This window comes from Nocardioides sp. NPDC059952, from assembly GCF_042730435.1.
Lineage (GTDB): Bacteria > Actinomycetota > Actinomycetes > Propionibacteriales > Nocardioidaceae > Nocardioides.
The window spans coordinates 1-13,871 of record NZ_JBHWLY010000029.1; the positions used below are offsets into that span (position 1 = coordinate 1).

The 13,871-nt window shown below is 71.0% G+C and carries 13 protein-coding genes; 7 read left to right on the forward strand and 6 right to left on the reverse strand.

Annotation, left to right across the window (positions count from 1 at the left end):
* Positions 1 to 40: 40 nt before the first annotated feature.
* The 5 genes from ACFV9G_RS14940 to ACFV9G_RS14960 form a co-directional block, all read right to left on the reverse strand.
* Positions 41 to 1,699, reverse strand: a complete 1,659-nt coding sequence (locus ACFV9G_RS14940; RefSeq protein WP_378728257.1) for an ABC transporter permease — start codon at positions 1,697 to 1,699, stop codon at positions 41 to 43.
* Positions 1,696 to 2,649 (reverse strand): ATP-binding cassette domain-containing protein, encoded by a 954-nt coding sequence (locus ACFV9G_RS14945; protein WP_378728258.1) that lies wholly within the window; start codon positions 2,647 to 2,649, stop codon positions 1,696 to 1,698. Before ACFV9G_RS14945 ends, ACFV9G_RS14940 begins: the two co-directional genes overlap by 4 nt.
* A gap of 55 nt (positions 2,650 to 2,704) precedes the next feature.
* Positions 2,705 to 3,376 (reverse strand): TetR family transcriptional regulator, encoded by a 672-nt coding sequence (locus tag ACFV9G_RS14950; RefSeq protein ID WP_378728259.1) that lies wholly within the window; start codon positions 3,374 to 3,376, stop codon positions 2,705 to 2,707.
* Positions 3,377 to 3,423: 47 nt separating this feature from the next.
* Positions 3,424 to 4,329, reverse strand: coding sequence for a hypothetical protein (locus ACFV9G_RS14955; protein ID WP_378728260.1), 906 nt, complete (start codon positions 4,327 to 4,329; stop codon positions 3,424 to 3,426).
* A 98-nt stretch (positions 4,330 to 4,427) separates the two neighbouring features.
* Positions 4,428 to 5,978: a carboxyl transferase domain-containing protein gene (locus tag ACFV9G_RS14960; RefSeq protein ID WP_378728261.1), complete on the reverse strand. Its 1,551-nt coding sequence runs from the start codon at positions 5,976 to 5,978 to the stop codon at positions 4,428 to 4,430.
* A gap of 119 nt (positions 5,979 to 6,097) precedes the next feature.
* Between ACFV9G_RS14960 and ACFV9G_RS14965 the strand changes: the two genes are divergently transcribed.
* The 6 genes from ACFV9G_RS14965 to nagB all read left to right on the forward strand — a co-directional run bounded on the left by ACFV9G_RS14965 (position 6,098) and on the right by nagB (position 12,414).
* Positions 6,098 to 7,225, forward strand: a complete 1,128-nt coding sequence (locus ACFV9G_RS14965) for an LLM class flavin-dependent oxidoreductase (RefSeq protein ID WP_378728262.1) — start codon at positions 6,098 to 6,100, stop codon at positions 7,223 to 7,225.
* A 367-nt stretch (positions 7,226 to 7,592) separates the two neighbouring features.
* Positions 7,593 to 8,048, forward strand: coding sequence for an HNH endonuclease (locus ACFV9G_RS14970; protein WP_378728263.1), 456 nt, complete (start codon positions 7,593 to 7,595; stop codon positions 8,046 to 8,048).
* 86 nt (positions 8,049 to 8,134) lie between these two features.
* Entirely contained in the window at positions 8,135 to 9,253 is a 1,119-nt protein-coding gene (locus ACFV9G_RS14975; protein ID WP_378728264.1) for an ROK family protein, read from the forward strand.
* Positions 9,253 to 10,701, forward strand: coding sequence for a glycoside hydrolase family 3 N-terminal domain-containing protein (locus ACFV9G_RS14980; RefSeq protein WP_378728265.1), 1,449 nt, complete (start codon positions 9,253 to 9,255; stop codon positions 10,699 to 10,701). The genes ACFV9G_RS14975 and ACFV9G_RS14980 overlap by 1 nt, the downstream gene beginning before the upstream one ends.
* Positions 10,698 to 11,615, forward strand: a complete 918-nt coding sequence (locus ACFV9G_RS14985; RefSeq protein ID WP_378728266.1) for an ROK family protein — start codon at positions 10,698 to 10,700, stop codon at positions 11,613 to 11,615. The genes ACFV9G_RS14980 and ACFV9G_RS14985 overlap by 4 nt, the downstream gene beginning before the upstream one ends.
* Before the next feature lies 1 nt (position 11,616).
* A complete protein-coding gene (gene nagB / locus ACFV9G_RS14990; protein ID WP_378728267.1) occupies positions 11,617 to 12,414 on the forward strand; it encodes a glucosamine-6-phosphate deaminase in 798 nt (265 codons plus the stop codon).
* On the opposite strand, the gene galT is transcribed toward nagB, so the two are convergent.
* Positions 12,411 to 13,490: a galactose-1-phosphate uridylyltransferase gene (galT, locus tag ACFV9G_RS14995; RefSeq protein ID WP_378728268.1), complete on the reverse strand. Its 1,080-nt coding sequence runs from the start codon at positions 13,488 to 13,490 to the stop codon at positions 12,411 to 12,413. The two genes, nagB and galT, sit on opposite strands and share 4 nt — an antisense overlap.
* Before the next feature lie 109 nt (positions 13,491 to 13,599).
* On the opposite strand from galT, the gene ACFV9G_RS15000 reads away from it, so the two are divergent.
* Positions 13,600 to 13,806 carry a hypothetical protein gene (locus ACFV9G_RS15000; RefSeq protein ID WP_378728269.1) on the forward strand — a complete coding sequence of 69 codons (207 nt, stop codon included), beginning with the start codon at positions 13,600 to 13,602 and terminating at the stop codon, positions 13,804 to 13,806.
* Positions 13,807 to 13,871: the final 65 nt, after the last annotated feature.

The window sequence follows — 13,871 nt, forward strand, 5'->3', positions numbered from 1 at the left end:
AGTGCCCACTCGACCGGCGTACGTGACGCCTCGGCAGGTCTCAGCCGTGGATGTCGCGGCGGCGGAAGCCGACCATCGACGCCAGGATCAGCACGGCGGCGACGGCGCAGAGGCCGAGGGTGTGGCTGAGGGGCTGGGTCTCGAGCATGGTGTTCTCGATCCACCAGAACGGCGACAGGCCGCGGACCCAGTCGGGGAGCTGGAGCGCCTCGGCCAGGATGAGCACCAGGAACATCCAGCCGAAGATCGCCCAGCTCACCGCACCGGCGGCCTGCGGCACCCAGGCGTAGAGGGCCAGTGCGAGCGCGACGATCACCAGGACCGCGGGGACGTAGGCCAGGGCGAGCACGGTGAAGTCACCGAAGCCGACCTCGTCGACGCCGGTGGCAGCAGCACCCAGGCCCATCGCCCAGATCCCGGTGACCAGCACGACCAGTGAACCGAGTCCGGCGACGAGGGCGTTCGAGAGGAGCCAGCGGAGCCTGCCGAGGGGCTTGGCCAGCACCAGGGCCGCCCGGGTGGCGTCCTCCTCCGCCTTGACCCGCAGGGTCATGATGATCGCGTACGCCGCAGCGCCGAAAGCCGAGTAGGCGGCGATGAACGCGGCGAAGGTCTTGATCATGTCCTCCGCGCCGCCCTTGAGGAGATCGGCGTAGATCGGGTTGTCGCCGACGGCCTCCAGCATGTTCGGGACCTCGCTCAGGATCGAGCCGGTCGCGAACCACATCAGTCCGAGCCCGGTGGCGGTCCAGAACAGGCCGGTACGCTGCCGCACCCACGCCAGGGCGATCGGCCCGTCGAGCAGCGGCGAGGCGTCGGCCCGACCGCGGCGTACCTTCACCATCCCGGCGCCGAAGTCACGGTGGGAGCCGAGGAAGGCGGCGACCGCGAGGAGGGCCAGCGCGACGACCGCGGCGATCCCCAGCGGCCAGATCCGGGTGTCGACGAAGACCCTGGTCTGGTGCACCCATGCGATGGGGGAGAGCCAGGACAGCGGGCTGCCCAGGGGCTCCTGGATGTCGCCGACGACACGGGCCACGTAGGTGGCGCCGACGACGGCGAAGGCCATGCCCATCGCGCCGCCGCTGCTCTCGGAGAGCTGGGAGGTGACCAGCGCGACGGCTCCGTAGACCAGCGCCGCCAGGGCGATCCCGAAGGACATCACCGCCGAGTCGACCGGGTCCAGACCCATCGCGATCATGGCCAGCATGCCGGCGGTGGCGACGATCAGGTTGGTCAGCGCGACCTCGACGATGACCGCGAGGGAGGGGGCGTGCCGGCCGAGTACGCCGGCGCGCATCAGCTCCGAGCGGCCCGACTCCTCCTCGGAGCGGGTGTGGCGGACGACCTGCAGGATCGTCATGACGGCCAGCGCGACGACCATCCAGAGGATGAGCTCGTTGGCGACCGCGGCGCCCATCGTGTAGTCGTCGAGACCGTAGCCGGGGCCGCCCATCGCGATCATCGCCGGGCTGCTCAGAGTCACCGCGCGCGCGGCGCGCGCCTCGGGGTCGTCGTTCAGCACCGCGTACTCCCCGCCTGGCGCCAGCGAGACCAGGTAGAGGACCGCGACGATCAGGGTCCACACCACGATCCGCACGCGGTCGCGGCGGAGCATGAAGCCGATCAGGTGTCCGGTGCCGGTGAACGAGTCCAGGAGTCCGCTCTTCGGGGCCGCGACCGCGGTGGCCGCGCTCATTTCGCGACCTCGGACTCGACCTCGGACTCGGTGATCACGTCGCCGTAGTGGCGCATGAACAGCTCCTCCAGCGAGGGAGGCGTGATGGTCAGGCCGTGCACGTCGAGCGCGGTGAGCGTCTTGAGCACCTCGCCGACGGAGGCGTTGTCGACGTCGAAGGCCACCCGGGTCCCAGCGCCGTTGGGGTTGATGACGAGGTCGTTGACCGCCGAGATCGTACGCAGCGTCGACGCGTCCCCGCCGACGGTGGCGACGACCGAGGAGCGGGTCAGGTGGCGCAGCTCCTCGAGCGTGCCGGACTCGACGGCGACCCCCGCGCGGATGATCGTGACGGTGTCGCAGACCTTCTCGACCTCGCTGAGGATGTGGCTGGAGAGCAGCACGGACGAGCCCGCGGCCTTGGCCTCCCGGGCGTACTCGGTGAAGACGGCCTCCATCAATGGGTCGAGGCCGGAGGTCGGCTCGTCGAAGATGTAGAGGTCGGATTGGTCGAGGAACGCCGCGACCAGGGCGACCTTCTGCCGGTTGCCCTTGGAGTAGGTGCGCGCCTTCTTGGTCGGGTCGAGGTCGAACCGCTCCAGCAGCTCGGCCTTCCGCGCCTTGCGCTTGGCCTTGTCGCCGCCCGGCTTGAGCCGGGTGAGGTAGTCGATGCACTCGCCACCCGAGAGGTTCGGCCACAGGTTGACGTCGCCGGGGACGTACGAGATCCGCTTGTGCAGCTCGACCGCGTCACGCCAGACGTCACCGCCGAAGAGGCGGGCGGTGCCGGCGTCGGAGCGCAGCAACCCGAGCAGGATCTTGATGGTGGTGGACTTGCCGGCGCCGTTGGGGCCGAGGAAGCCCGCCACCTGGCCGTGCTGGACGGTCAGGTCGAGGCCGTCGAGGGCCTTGAAGGAACCGAAGGACTTGTGCAGACCCGCGATCTCGACCGCGGGGATGTTGTCGGACATGGAAACTCGCTTCCGCGTTGGGAGGGTAGGAGGACGTACGTCGACGGGCCTGGCGTCATGGGGACGGGCGCTCGGTCGTGGCGTCCTGCGGCGGGTCTGGGACGTAGAGCAGGTATTCGTCGAGCATCCGGCGGGTGGTGAAGACGCCCTGGGTGTAGAGCTCGATCATCGGCAGGTAGCTCGTGGCCAGGAAGCCGCGCACGATGCCGCTGATGTCGCTGGGGTCCTTGGCCGGGTTGAGGGTGAGCTCGAGCATGAGCGAGCCGAGGGCGGAGAGGACCAGGTAGCGGGCCCGGGCCGTCTCGTCACGGCTCGGCTTGATCAGTCCCGCCTCGACGCCGTTCTTCGTGTAGCCGACCGCGTCCTCGATCATCTGCTCGATGAAGGTGCGGCCGACCGGGCCGCCGTCCTGCAGCGAGCGGAGGACGTAGCCGAGCATCGGCGCGTACTCGTCCGCGGCGGCGAAGCGGTGCAGGATGCTCTGCCCCGAGGACAGCTCGTCGATCGTCTCGTTCTTCGCCGAGCGGATCTCGGCGAGGACCTGCTCGTCGCACTCGGCGTGGAGCTCGTCCTTGGAGCCGAAGTGGTGGATCACCAGCGCCGGGCTGACCCCGGCGTCGGTGGCGATCGAACGGACCGAGGCGCTGAATCCGTCACGCGCGAACCGCAGCACGGCGGCGTCGCGGATCCGGTCCCGGGTGGTCGGGTCGGCAGGGGCTGAACGCATGTTTAATGCTAAACACGTGTTCAGCCCCTGCGCAAGGGGTTAGTCGGTCAGTTCCTGGTCCAGCGAAAGTCGACGGCGATCGGGAAGTGGTCGGAGAGCATCAGGCCGGTGCCGTCCTCGCGGAAGTCGGGGTCCAGGTTGCGGTAGGAGGTCGCGCTCAGGTCGACCCCGCCGCCGTCGCGGTAGAGCACCTTGTCGACGACCTCGCACTCCACGCCCGGGTTCACCTCCGGGCACCCCAGGGCGGGGCTGCCGCGGTCGGGCTCGTCCCCGTTGCGTACGAGCTCCACCCAGGCGTCGGTGAGTCCGTTGGCGGCGGCGAAGGCGGAGATCCGGTCGCCCTCGCGGGTGTAGCGCGTATTGGTGTCGCCCATGACGAGGACTGCGTTGCCGGCGGAGTGCTCGGAGAGGTACGCCGTGAGCTGCTCGAGGTTGCTGCGGCGAGCGGCCTCGTCCAGGCGGTCGTCGCCGGCGTCGGCATGCAGGTTGTAGACGTCGATCCAGGTGTCCGGGGCGATCTGGGCGCGGTGGAAGGTGAACCCCTTCGGGGTCAGGCAGTCGGCCTGGTTGACCCAGCAGCGGTTCCAGGTGACACGGTCGAGCGCCTCGTACGGCTGGTGGTGCAGGCTGTTCAGCCCGCTCCCGAACGGCACTCCGCCCGAGGTCGGGGTGCGGTGGGCGTGCACGTCGGTCTCGTAGAGATAGGCGTGGTAGTTGAAGTCCTCCTGGACGTTCACGATGTCGAACCCGGCGATCCGCCGGCCGATCTCGTTGGTGGCGCTCTTGCGGGGTGTCGGCGCGCTGGAGATGGCCTCGGGGAGGCCGGCGATGTTGTACGTCAGCGCGCTGAAGCTCCCGTCCTGGGCCTGCGCGGGCGTGGTGGCGAGGAGGGGGAGGGCCGCGGCGAGCGAGGTCGTGGCGGCGAAGGCGAGGAGACGCTTGATCTGAGGCACGAGAAACTCCGATCGAGTGTGGGGTTGTTGGCTCGCGATGAGCCCACCCATCGTGGCGGAGTTCGTGGTGCGTGTCCGCAGATCTCCTGCGTACGTCCTCAGCCCGCGTAGCGAGCAGCCCGGGCCGTCGGGTTGCCCGGCCCGGAGGTGAGCAGCGCGAGCAGCTCCTCCTCCAGGGCGGCTCCGACCCGGCGGCAGAAGTCCTCCGGCTCGTCGGCGGCGTCGGGGGACTCTGCGACGATCCGGTCGACCACGCCGATCTGCTGGAGGTCGACGGCGAGGACCCGCTGGGCCTCGGCCATCTCGGCGGCGTGGTCGGAGTCGCCGTGCACGATCGCGCTCGCACCCTCCGGCGGTAGCGGGGAGAGCCAGGCGTGCTGCGCGGCGACCACCCGGTCGGCGGGGAGGAACGCGAGCGCGCCACCACCGTTGCCCTCGCCGAGCATCAGGCTGAGCGTCGGGGTCTCGACGTTGACGAGTGTTCCCAACGTACGCGCGATCTCGCCGGCGATGCCGCCGTTCTCCGCCTCCGCCGACAGCGCCGCGCCGGGGGTGTCGATGACGGTGACGACGGGGAGCCCGAGCCCGGCGGCGAGCTTCATCCCGCGCTGCGCCTCGCGCAGCCCCTCCGGTCCGAGCGGCTGGTGAGCCTGTTCGCGCCGGTCCTGGGCCAGCACCAGGCACGGCGCCGACCCGAACCGCGCCAGCGCGATGATCAGGCCCGGGTCCCGCTCGCCCTGCCCGGTGCCGTTGAGGGGTACGACGTCCGAGGCCGCGATCCGGAGCAGTGCCCGCGCCCCCGGCCGGTCGGTGCGTCGGGACCGCGTGATCGCGTCCCAGGTATCGACCTGTCCGCTGGTCGAGCCGCCGGAGCCGCTAGGCGGAGGCGTGTCGAGACCAACACGGTCCGCTGACGCGCTCGAGCCGGCTGTGTTGGTCTCGACACGCTCGCTGGCGCTCGCGGCTCGACCAGCGGGGGAACGGAGGTCGAGGATGGTGAGAACTCGGTCGACGAGCCCGGCGAGCTCGTCGGGAGGTACGACGCCGTCGACGAGGCCGTGGGCGAAGAGGTTCTCCGAGACCTGGACGCCGGAGGGGAAGGGGCGGCCGTTGAGCACCTCGTAGACCTTCGGACCGAGGAACCCCAGGAGTGCCCCGGGCTCGGCGACGGTGACGTGGCCCAGGGAACCCCATGAGGCCATCACGCCGCCGGTGGTGGGGTGGCGCAGGTAGACGAGGTAGGGGAGTCCGGCGGTCTTGTGACGGGTGACCGCCTCGGCGATCCGCACCATCTGCACGAACGCCGGTGTGCCCTCCTGCATCCGGGTCCCGCCCGAGGCCGGCCCCGCCAGCAGGGGCAGCCCCTCGCGGGTCGCCCGCTCCACGGCCGCGATCAGCCGCTCGGCCGAAGCGCGCCCGATCGACCCGGCCAGGAACCGGAACTCCGAGAGCACCACGGCGACCCGCCGCCCGGCGATCCGGGCCTCGCCGGTGACCACCGACTCATCGGTCCCCGCCCGCTCCCGGGCGCGCACCAGGTCGGCGGCGTACGCCTCGGGGAGCTCGCCGTGGACGGGCGGGGTGTCCCAGGACGTCCAGGTGCCGGGGTCGAGGACGAGGTCGATCAGCTCGGTGGAGGTGAGGCCCATGCCGGGACCATACCCCGGGTTGGCTCATTGGCTGAGCCTCTGTCCACCAACAGACACGGCCACTCATAGTCGATAAAACCTATTAACATTAACTAGAAGACCTCATGAAGGAGTCCGGAATGAACGCCCCACACGCCCCCGAGTTCCTCTGGTATCTGCCCAACTTCGTCGAGACCGGCCACCGTGGCGACACCGCCTCGCCGGAGGAGGGGTACGGCACCCTCGACTACCAGGTCGGCCTGGCCGAGGCGGTCGAGGACGCCGGCTGGACCGGCGCCCTGCTCGGCACGAGCTGGGGGAGGCCCGACACCTTCACCGTCGCGACCGCCCTGGCCGCGCGCACGACCACCTTCGAGCCGCTCGTCGCGATCCGCCCGGGCTACTGGCGCCCGGCCAACTTCGCCACCTCCGCCGCCACCCTCGACCAGCTCAGCCGGGGCAGGGTGCGGGTCAACATCGTCTCCGGTCAGGACGACCTGGCCGCCTATGGCGACCGCGAGGACTCACGCACCGCCCGCTACGCGCGGACCAAGGAGTTCATGCGGCTGGTGCGGCGGCTGTGGACCGAGGAGAACGTCACCTTCGACGGTGACCACTTCCAGGTCACCGGCTCCACCATCACCCCGCGGCCCTATGTCACCGACGACCGGCCGCATCCCCGGCTCTACTTCGGCGGCGCCTCACCCGAGGCCGAGGCGGTAGCCGCGACCGAGGCCGACGTGCAGCTCTTCTGGGGCGAGCCGCTGGACGGCATCGCCGAGCGGGTCGAGCGCCTGCGTGGGCTGGAGGGATCGCTGGGCCGTGACCTGGAGCCGCTCGAGTTCGGGCTCAGGATCACCACACTGATCCGCGACACCCGCGAGGAGGCCTGGCGTGACGCGGAGGAGAAGGTGCGACAGATGGCCGACAACGTCGGCGACCGCGAGTTCCGGCGCGCGGGCCGCGCGGCGGTCGGGCAGAGTCGGCTCCTCGGCCTCGCCGACCGTGGCGACGTGCTCGACGACTGCCTCTACACCGCCCCGGGACGCTATGGCGGTGGCGGGGCCGGCACCACCTGGCTGGTCGGCGATGCGGACGACGTCGCCGCCGCACTGAGCCGCTACCAGGAGCTCGGTGTGACCCACTTCGTCCTCTCGGACACGCCCTACCGGACCGAGGTCGCCCGGGTCGGCGAAGCGCTGATCCCGAGGCTCCGCGACGCGGGCCGGGTCGCGCTAACGGGACCAAACGGCGTACGTCGAGCGTAGTTAACCGGAAAGACACGGTCCTGACCTGGGAAAACCGTTGGTAGGTGGAGGGTGTTCGCTCTATTCTGGTAGCACCCGGTCTCACCACCGGGCGAAATCCACCTGACCTGTTGAAGGGCCCACGCATGAGCACGCAGCACTCGACCACCGCCCCGGCGGCCTGGTCGCTGACCGCTGCGCACGAGCGCGACCCTCATGCCCGCGGGAGCCGACAGTGACCTGGGTGCATAGCCGCACCGGATCACTCCGGGCCGCTCCTGCGAGACATGTCTGTCTCGTCGGGGCGGCCCCCTTTTTTTATTCAGTCCAGTGTTTCCGTCCGATCTGCACGCGATCTCTATCCGACTCTCCTGGGAGGTAATCGAAGATGACCACGACCGTGGGTGCCGTGACCCTGTACAACGCCTCCTTCGAGCCGCTCGGGAGGGTCTCGTTCAAGCATGCCGTGCGGATGCTGTTCCGTGAGGTGGCAGTGGTTCACGAGCAACAGGGCGACAAGATGATTGGGCCACATCCATGGCCCAAGGCGGTGCGGCTGGTCCGCTACATCGCCATGCATTGGATGTATCGGCCGGCCGGCTACTCCCGCGAGGGAGTGCTCAAGCGCGACCAGCATCGTTGTGCCTACTGTGGCGGCCAGGCCCGCACCATCGACCACCTGCTGCCACAGTCACGCGGCGGCAGATGGACCTGGCTGAATACCGTGGCGGCGTGCGGCAAGTGCAACGGCCGCAAGGGCAACCGCACGCCCGAGGAGGCCCACATGGCTCTCCGCATCGAGCCGTACGTCCCGACCCGGGCCCAGCTCGCCGCCATCCTCTGACCTCTCGCCGCCAGAAATGGACTTCTCGGCGGGATTTCAGGTTCTCGACTTGACGAGACATTAATAAGTACGATGGACTTACAAACATGTCCAAGGCGAGACGTCGTACGTTGCGGCCGATCGGTAAGCTGCTGCAGGAGGATGCGCGGCGGCATCACCGATCCCTGGTGCTCCAGCATCTGTTCGCGGTGGGTCCGGCGAGCCGCGCCGACCTGGCTCGTTCCTCCGGTCTGACCCGGGCGACGGTCTCCGATCTGGTGGGCAGCCTGCTCGAGGACGGACTCGTCGAGGAGCTCGGAGCGCCGGTGGAGAGCCGGGTCGGGAAGCCGCCGATGCTGGTCGGGCTGGCCGCCGACGCCACGCACATCGTGACCATCGACGTCTCCGGTGACGACCAGGTCGCCGGAGCCGTGCTCAACCTGACCGGCGATGTCGTCCACCGCACCGCCAGGTGCCGGGAGGGCCGCACCGGAAGCGAGGCCGTGCGTCTCGTGAAGGAGCTGGTCACCGAGCTGATCGCGAGCACCGACCGGCCGATCCTCGGCATCGGGATCGGCAGTCCCGGTGTCGTCGCGGCCGACGGCACGGTGGTCGCCGCGCCCAACCTGGGCTGGGCCGATGTCGCCCTGGCCGATCAGGTGCGCCGCGAGACCGGCCGACCGACGTACGTCGCCAACGACGCCAACACCGCGGTGCTGGGGGAGTACACCTTCGGCCAGTCCGGCGACGGCGGCCTGATGCTGATCCGGGTCGGGACCGGTGTCGGTGCGGGCCTCGTGCTCGAGGGAGCGCTGCTCCACGGGTTCGTCGACGCGGCGGGTGAGGTCGGGCACGTGACCGTCGACCCCGAGGGGCCCCTGTGCGCGTGCGGGCGCAAGGGCTGCCTGGAGACCTTCCTCGCGGTGCCGCGCCTGCGGGAGCGCCTCGAGACAGCCCACGACGATGCGCTCGTGGAAGCCGGCGAACATCTTGGAAAGGCATTGGCCCCTGTGGTCGGAACCCTGAATCTTCACGAGCTGGTCCTCTCCGGACCGGCCGACCTCCTCGACGGCCCGCTGCGCGAGACCGCCGATCGGATCATCCGCGAGCGGACGATGCCGGTCAGTGGCGAGCCGCTGGAGTTCCGTACGTCGACGCTCGGCGAGGACGTCGTCATCGTCGGCGCCGCCGTGCTCGTCCTCGCCGGTGAGCTGGGGGTGTCGTGATGCCGTCCCCGACCACCGTCGAGACCCTGGCGCTGCGCGTCCAGGTCTCCGCTTTCGCCGGCCCCACCCTGCCGCCCGGCTATGCCGAGCTGCTCCGCGAGGGCCTGGGCGGGATCTGCCTCTTCGGCCCCAACACCGGGGCCGGTGAGGATTCCGTACGCAGCCTGGCGGCCGAGATCCGGACGGCATCCGCCGAGGGCGGCTGGGCTCCGGTGATCACCATCGACGAGGAGGGCGGGGACGTCACCCGGCTGGAGGCGCTCACCGGATCCTCGGTGCTCGGCGCCGCAGCCCTCGGCGCGGCCGACGACCTGGCGCTGACCGAGGAGACTGGCCGAGCGGTCGGGGTGCGGCTGGCCCGGGCCGGCATCAATCTCAACCTGGCACCCGTCGCAGACGTCAACTCCAACCCCGACAACCCGGTGATCGCGACCCGGTCGTTCTCCCACGACGCCGGCGTGGCCGCCAAGCACGTGGCCGCCTGGGTGAAGGGCCTGGAGTCGACCGGGGTCGCCGCCTGCGTCAAGCACTTCCCCGGTCACGGCGACACCGGGCAGGACAGCCATGTCTCCCTCCCGGTCCTCGACGCCGACCTGGCGACGCTGCGTGACCGAGAGCTGGTTCCCTTCCTGGCGGCCGCCGAGGCCGGAGCCGCCTCGGTGATGACCTCCCACATCATGGTTCCGGCGCTGGACCCCGAGCTCCCCGGCACGCTCTCGGCGCCGGTGCTGGGGCTGCTGCGCGAGCTCGGCTACGAAGGGCCGATCGTCTCCGACGCCCTCGACATGGCGGGTGCCTCGGCGATCCGGGGGATCCCGGCGGCCGCGGTGCTCTCGCTCGCGGCCGGCGCGGACCTGCTGATCCTCGGACCCGACAAGCCGACCTCGCTGGTCCGCGACACGGCTGCCGCGATCGTGGCCGCGGTCGAGTCCGGTGAGCTGCCGCTCGAGCGGCTCGAGGACGCGGTCGCGCGCATCGACACGCTGCTCGCCGCCTTCGCCGGGGCGCAGCAGCCGGAGGCCGTGCTCGACCCCCGGTTCGAGGAGCGCTCCCTCGAGGGCGCTCGCCGGGCGCTCGCGACGGCCAGCGACGACCTCAGCGAGATCCCGCGCCTCGCCGGAGCCCAGGTCGTGACCGTCGACACCGAGGCCAACATCGCTGTGGGCGACGTGCCCTGGGGGCTGCCGCCGGACATCGTCATCCGCCCCGGCGACCCGCTCCCGGATCTCCCCGACGCACCCCTCATCGTGCAGGTGCGTGACGCGCACCGCCGTCCCGAGGTGGGCCGGACGGTCGCCGAGCTCCCGGGCGCCGTGGTGCTGGTGGAGTGGGGGTGGCCCGGGGCGTACGACGGGACGGGGTTGCCACGACTGTGCCCGCAGGGGTTCTCCCTGCCGGGCGTGGCCGCCGTCACCGAGGTGCTGCGACGATCGGGCTGGAACCGGTGAACGGCGCACGGGTAGGCCTCGACATCGGTGGCACCAAGATCCACGGCATCGCGATCGGGCCGGACGGGGCGGTGCTCGCCGAGGACCGTGCCGCCACCACCCCCGGCGGCGAGGGCGTCGTGAAGAGCGCGGCCGCGGTGGTCGCGAGCCTGCGTGACGCGCTCGACGGCGGCGAGATCCGCTCGATCGGGGTCGGTATCCCCGGCATCGTCGACACCCGTGCCGGCACCGTGAAGCATGCGGTCAACCTGGGCCTGGACGGCGACGCCTTCCCGCTCGCGGAGCTCCTCGGCGCACGCACGGGAGCGGTCGTCACCCTCGAGAACGACACCAACGCGGCAACCCTGGGCGCACACGCGGTCGAGGACGTCGACGACCTGGTCTACCTCTCGCTCGGCACCGGCCTGGCCGCCGGTCTCTACCTCAGCGGCGCGCTCCGCCGAGGCTTCCACGGCGCCGCCGGGGAGGTCGGGCATCTCCCGGTCGACCCGGAGGGCCCGGTGTGCGGCTGCGGACAGCGCGGCTGCCTCGAGCTGGTCGCCTCCGGCGCCGCGCTCGCCGCAGCCTGGCCGACGGCGACCGGCCACCCGGCCTCGGCGCTCTTCGCTGCAGCTGCCTCGGGTGACCCGGCGGCCGTCATCGTGCGGGAACGCTTCGCCGACGGCGTCGCCGCGGCCGTACGTGCTCTGGCGCTCGCCGTCGACCCCGAACGTGTCGTCATCGGCGGAGGCGTCGCGGCGGTCGGGGAGCCGCTGCGGGAGGCGATCGCCCTCGCGCTGGTCAGGCAGACCGAGACCTCGCCGTTCCTCGCCTCCCTCGAGCTCGCCTCGCGCCTGCGGGTGGTCTCCGCTGCCCCGGTCGCCGCCATCGGCGCCGCCCTGATCACCCCAGTGAACGATCCGACGAAGGACTGACATGGAAGTAGTTGTCCTCGAGACCCCCGCCGCGGTGGCATCCCTCGCCGCGGACACGATCGAAGACGTCGTACGCCGCCGGGCGGCCGCCGGCACCCCCGCGGTGCTCGGCCTGGCCACCGGCTCGACGCCGCTGGCGACGTACGAGGAGCTCATCCGGCGCGCCCGGGGCGGTCGAGGACCGTCCTATGAGGGCGTGGAGACGTTCAACCTGGACGAGTACGTCGGCCTCCCCGAGGGGCACGAGCAGTCCTATCTGGCGACCATCCGCCGCGAGTTCACCGACGCGGTCGGCCTTCCGCCCGAGCGGGTCCACGGCCCCGACCCGACCGCGGAGACCCTGCCGAGCGCCGGTGAGCGCTACGAGGCGGCGATCGTTGCCGCGGGCGGGATCGAGGTGCAGATCCTCGGCATCGGCTCCGACGGCCATCTGGCCTTCAACGAGCCCGGCTCGTCGCTGGCCTCGCTGACCCGGATCAAGACGCTCACGGCCAGGACCCGCAAGGACAACGCCCGCTTCTTCGGCTCACCCGACGCGGTGCCGCGCCACGTACTCACCCAGGGGCTCGGCACCATCACCCGAGCCGGCCACCTGCTTCTCCTCGCCACCGGCGAGGGCAAGGCCGAGGCGGTCGCCGCCGCGGTCGAGGGCCCGGTCTCGGCGACCTGCCCCGCCTCCGTCCTCCAGCTCCACGGCCACGTCTCCGTCCTCCTGGACGAGGCCGCGGCCTCCCGCCTCGTACGCCGCGACTACTACCGCGAGGTCTACGCGGGCAAGCCGGACTGGCAGGGGCTCTAGAGAGCCTCGCGGAGGCGCTCGGCGGCGGTCTCCGGGGGGATGTCGTTGACCCAGAGAGCGACCCCGGACTCGATGCCGGCCAGGTACTTCAGCCGTCCCGGAGCCCGCCGGATGGTGAAGATCTCGGCGGCGAGGTGCCAGGTGTCCTCGCGGCCGGTCGGGGCCTGCTGCCAGCCGGCGATGTAGGGCACCGGACCGGCGTCGTCGAGCCCGTCCATACGTCGCAGGCACTCCTGGTAGAGCGCGGCGAGGTCGTCCATCTCGTCGGCGGTCAGCCCGGGCAGCGAACCCACGTGGCGCCGCGGCACGACGCGGATCTCGTAGGGCCAGCGGCCGGCATAGGGCACGTACGCCACGAACGACGCGTTCTCGGCGACCACCCGCGACCCGTCGGCGATCTCGTCGGCGAGCACCGCACACTGGAGGCACTCGCCGGTCGCCTCCCGGTGGGCGTCGGCGGCGTTCACGAGCGACTCGATCCGAGGCGGCAGCACCGGCATCGCGTAGATCTGCCCATGGGGGTGCTGCAGCGTCACCCCGATCTCCTCGCCGCGGTTCTCGAAGCAGAAGACGTAGGCCACCTCCGGCATCGCCGTCAGCTGCTCGGTGCGGTGCGCGAGCGCCGCGAGCACCGTCCGCACCCGCTCGGGCGGAAGGTCGACGAAGCTCTGCTCGTGGTCGCTGGTGAAGCAGACCACCTCGCACCGGCCCCGCCCCGGCAGAGAGACGAACGGCTCCCCGGTCGCCTCGCCGACCGCGACCGTGGACAGCGCCGGGAACCGGTTCTCGAAGGCCACCACGTCGTAGCTCTCGGCCGGGATCTCGGTCAGCCTCCCGTCGACCGACGGGCACAGTGGGCACTCGTCCGACGGCGGCTTGAACGTACGCGTCTGCCGGTGCCCCGCCACCGCCGTCCAGGTCGCGGTCAGCCGGTCCCAGCGCAGCTGCGACCCGCCCGCCCGCGGCTCCAGCGGCCGCTCGTCGTGCACCGACCGCAGCGTGGGCTGCTCGTCGAAGAACCAGATCTCGCGTCCGTCCGCCAGCTTCGCTGACGTGGCCACAGGGGTGTTCGGCATGGCCCCATTATCGCCGTGCGCCGTGGTTGCCGACGACAGGGGAGTGCGTTTCAGCGTAGGGTCACAAGGGTGTCCAGGGCTGAGTTGTCTTGACGATCCAGGAAGGGCGATGGCTGTGATCGGATCGGCGGAGTATCTCGACGCCAACCTCCGTCCGTTGCGAGAGGCGATGGCTCGGGTGCTCGACGAGGCAGCCGACATCGTCTCCTCGCGTGGCGACCTGTTGTCCCTGGAACAGACCTGCGAACGTCTGGGTGTCGACGTGGACCGGGTCCGTGAGCGGGTGCATCACGACGCGCGGGTCACTCCTGGCTGATGTCGCCGATGCGAGGCTGCGTCGAGACGCGCTGGGTTCCGGTCGGAAACTGTCGGTGCCGGGCG

Excerpts from the sequence above, each read along its gene's own strand:
- ACFV9G_RS14975 (WP_378728264.1), top strand. The coding sequence starts at position 8,135 with ATGTCCAAGGCGAGACGTCGTACGTTGCGGCCGATCGGTAAGCTGCTG.
- ACFV9G_RS14980 (WP_378728265.1), top strand. The coding sequence starts at position 9,253 with ATGCCGTCCCCGACCACCGTCGAGACCCTGGCGCTGCGCGTCCAGGTC.
- ACFV9G_RS14970 (WP_378728263.1), top strand. The coding sequence starts at position 7,593 with ATGACCACGACCGTGGGTGCCGTGACCCTGTACAACGCCTCCTTCGAG.
- ACFV9G_RS14940 (WP_378728257.1), bottom strand. The coding sequence starts at position 1,699 with ATGAGCGCGGCCACCGCGGTCGCGGCCCCGAAGAGCGGACTCCTGGAC.
- galT (WP_378728268.1), bottom strand. The coding sequence starts at position 13,490 with ATGCCGAACACCCCTGTGGCCACGTCAGCGAAGCTGGCGGACGGACGC.
- ACFV9G_RS14950 (WP_378728259.1), bottom strand. The coding sequence starts at position 3,376 with ATGCGTTCAGCCCCTGCCGACCCGACCACCCGGGACCGGATCCGCGAC.
- ACFV9G_RS15000 (WP_378728269.1), top strand. The coding sequence starts at position 13,600 with ATGGCTGTGATCGGATCGGCGGAGTATCTCGACGCCAACCTCCGTCCG.
- ACFV9G_RS14960 (WP_378728261.1), bottom strand. The coding sequence starts at position 5,978 with ATGGGCCTCACCTCCACCGAGCTGATCGACCTCGTCCTCGACCCCGGC.
- ACFV9G_RS14965 (WP_378728262.1), top strand. The coding sequence starts at position 6,098 with ATGAACGCCCCACACGCCCCCGAGTTCCTCTGGTATCTGCCCAACTTC.
- ACFV9G_RS14945 (WP_378728258.1), bottom strand. The coding sequence starts at position 2,649 with ATGTCCGACAACATCCCCGCGGTCGAGATCGCGGGTCTGCACAAGTCC.
- nagB (WP_378728267.1), top strand. The coding sequence starts at position 11,617 with ATGGAAGTAGTTGTCCTCGAGACCCCCGCCGCGGTGGCATCCCTCGCC.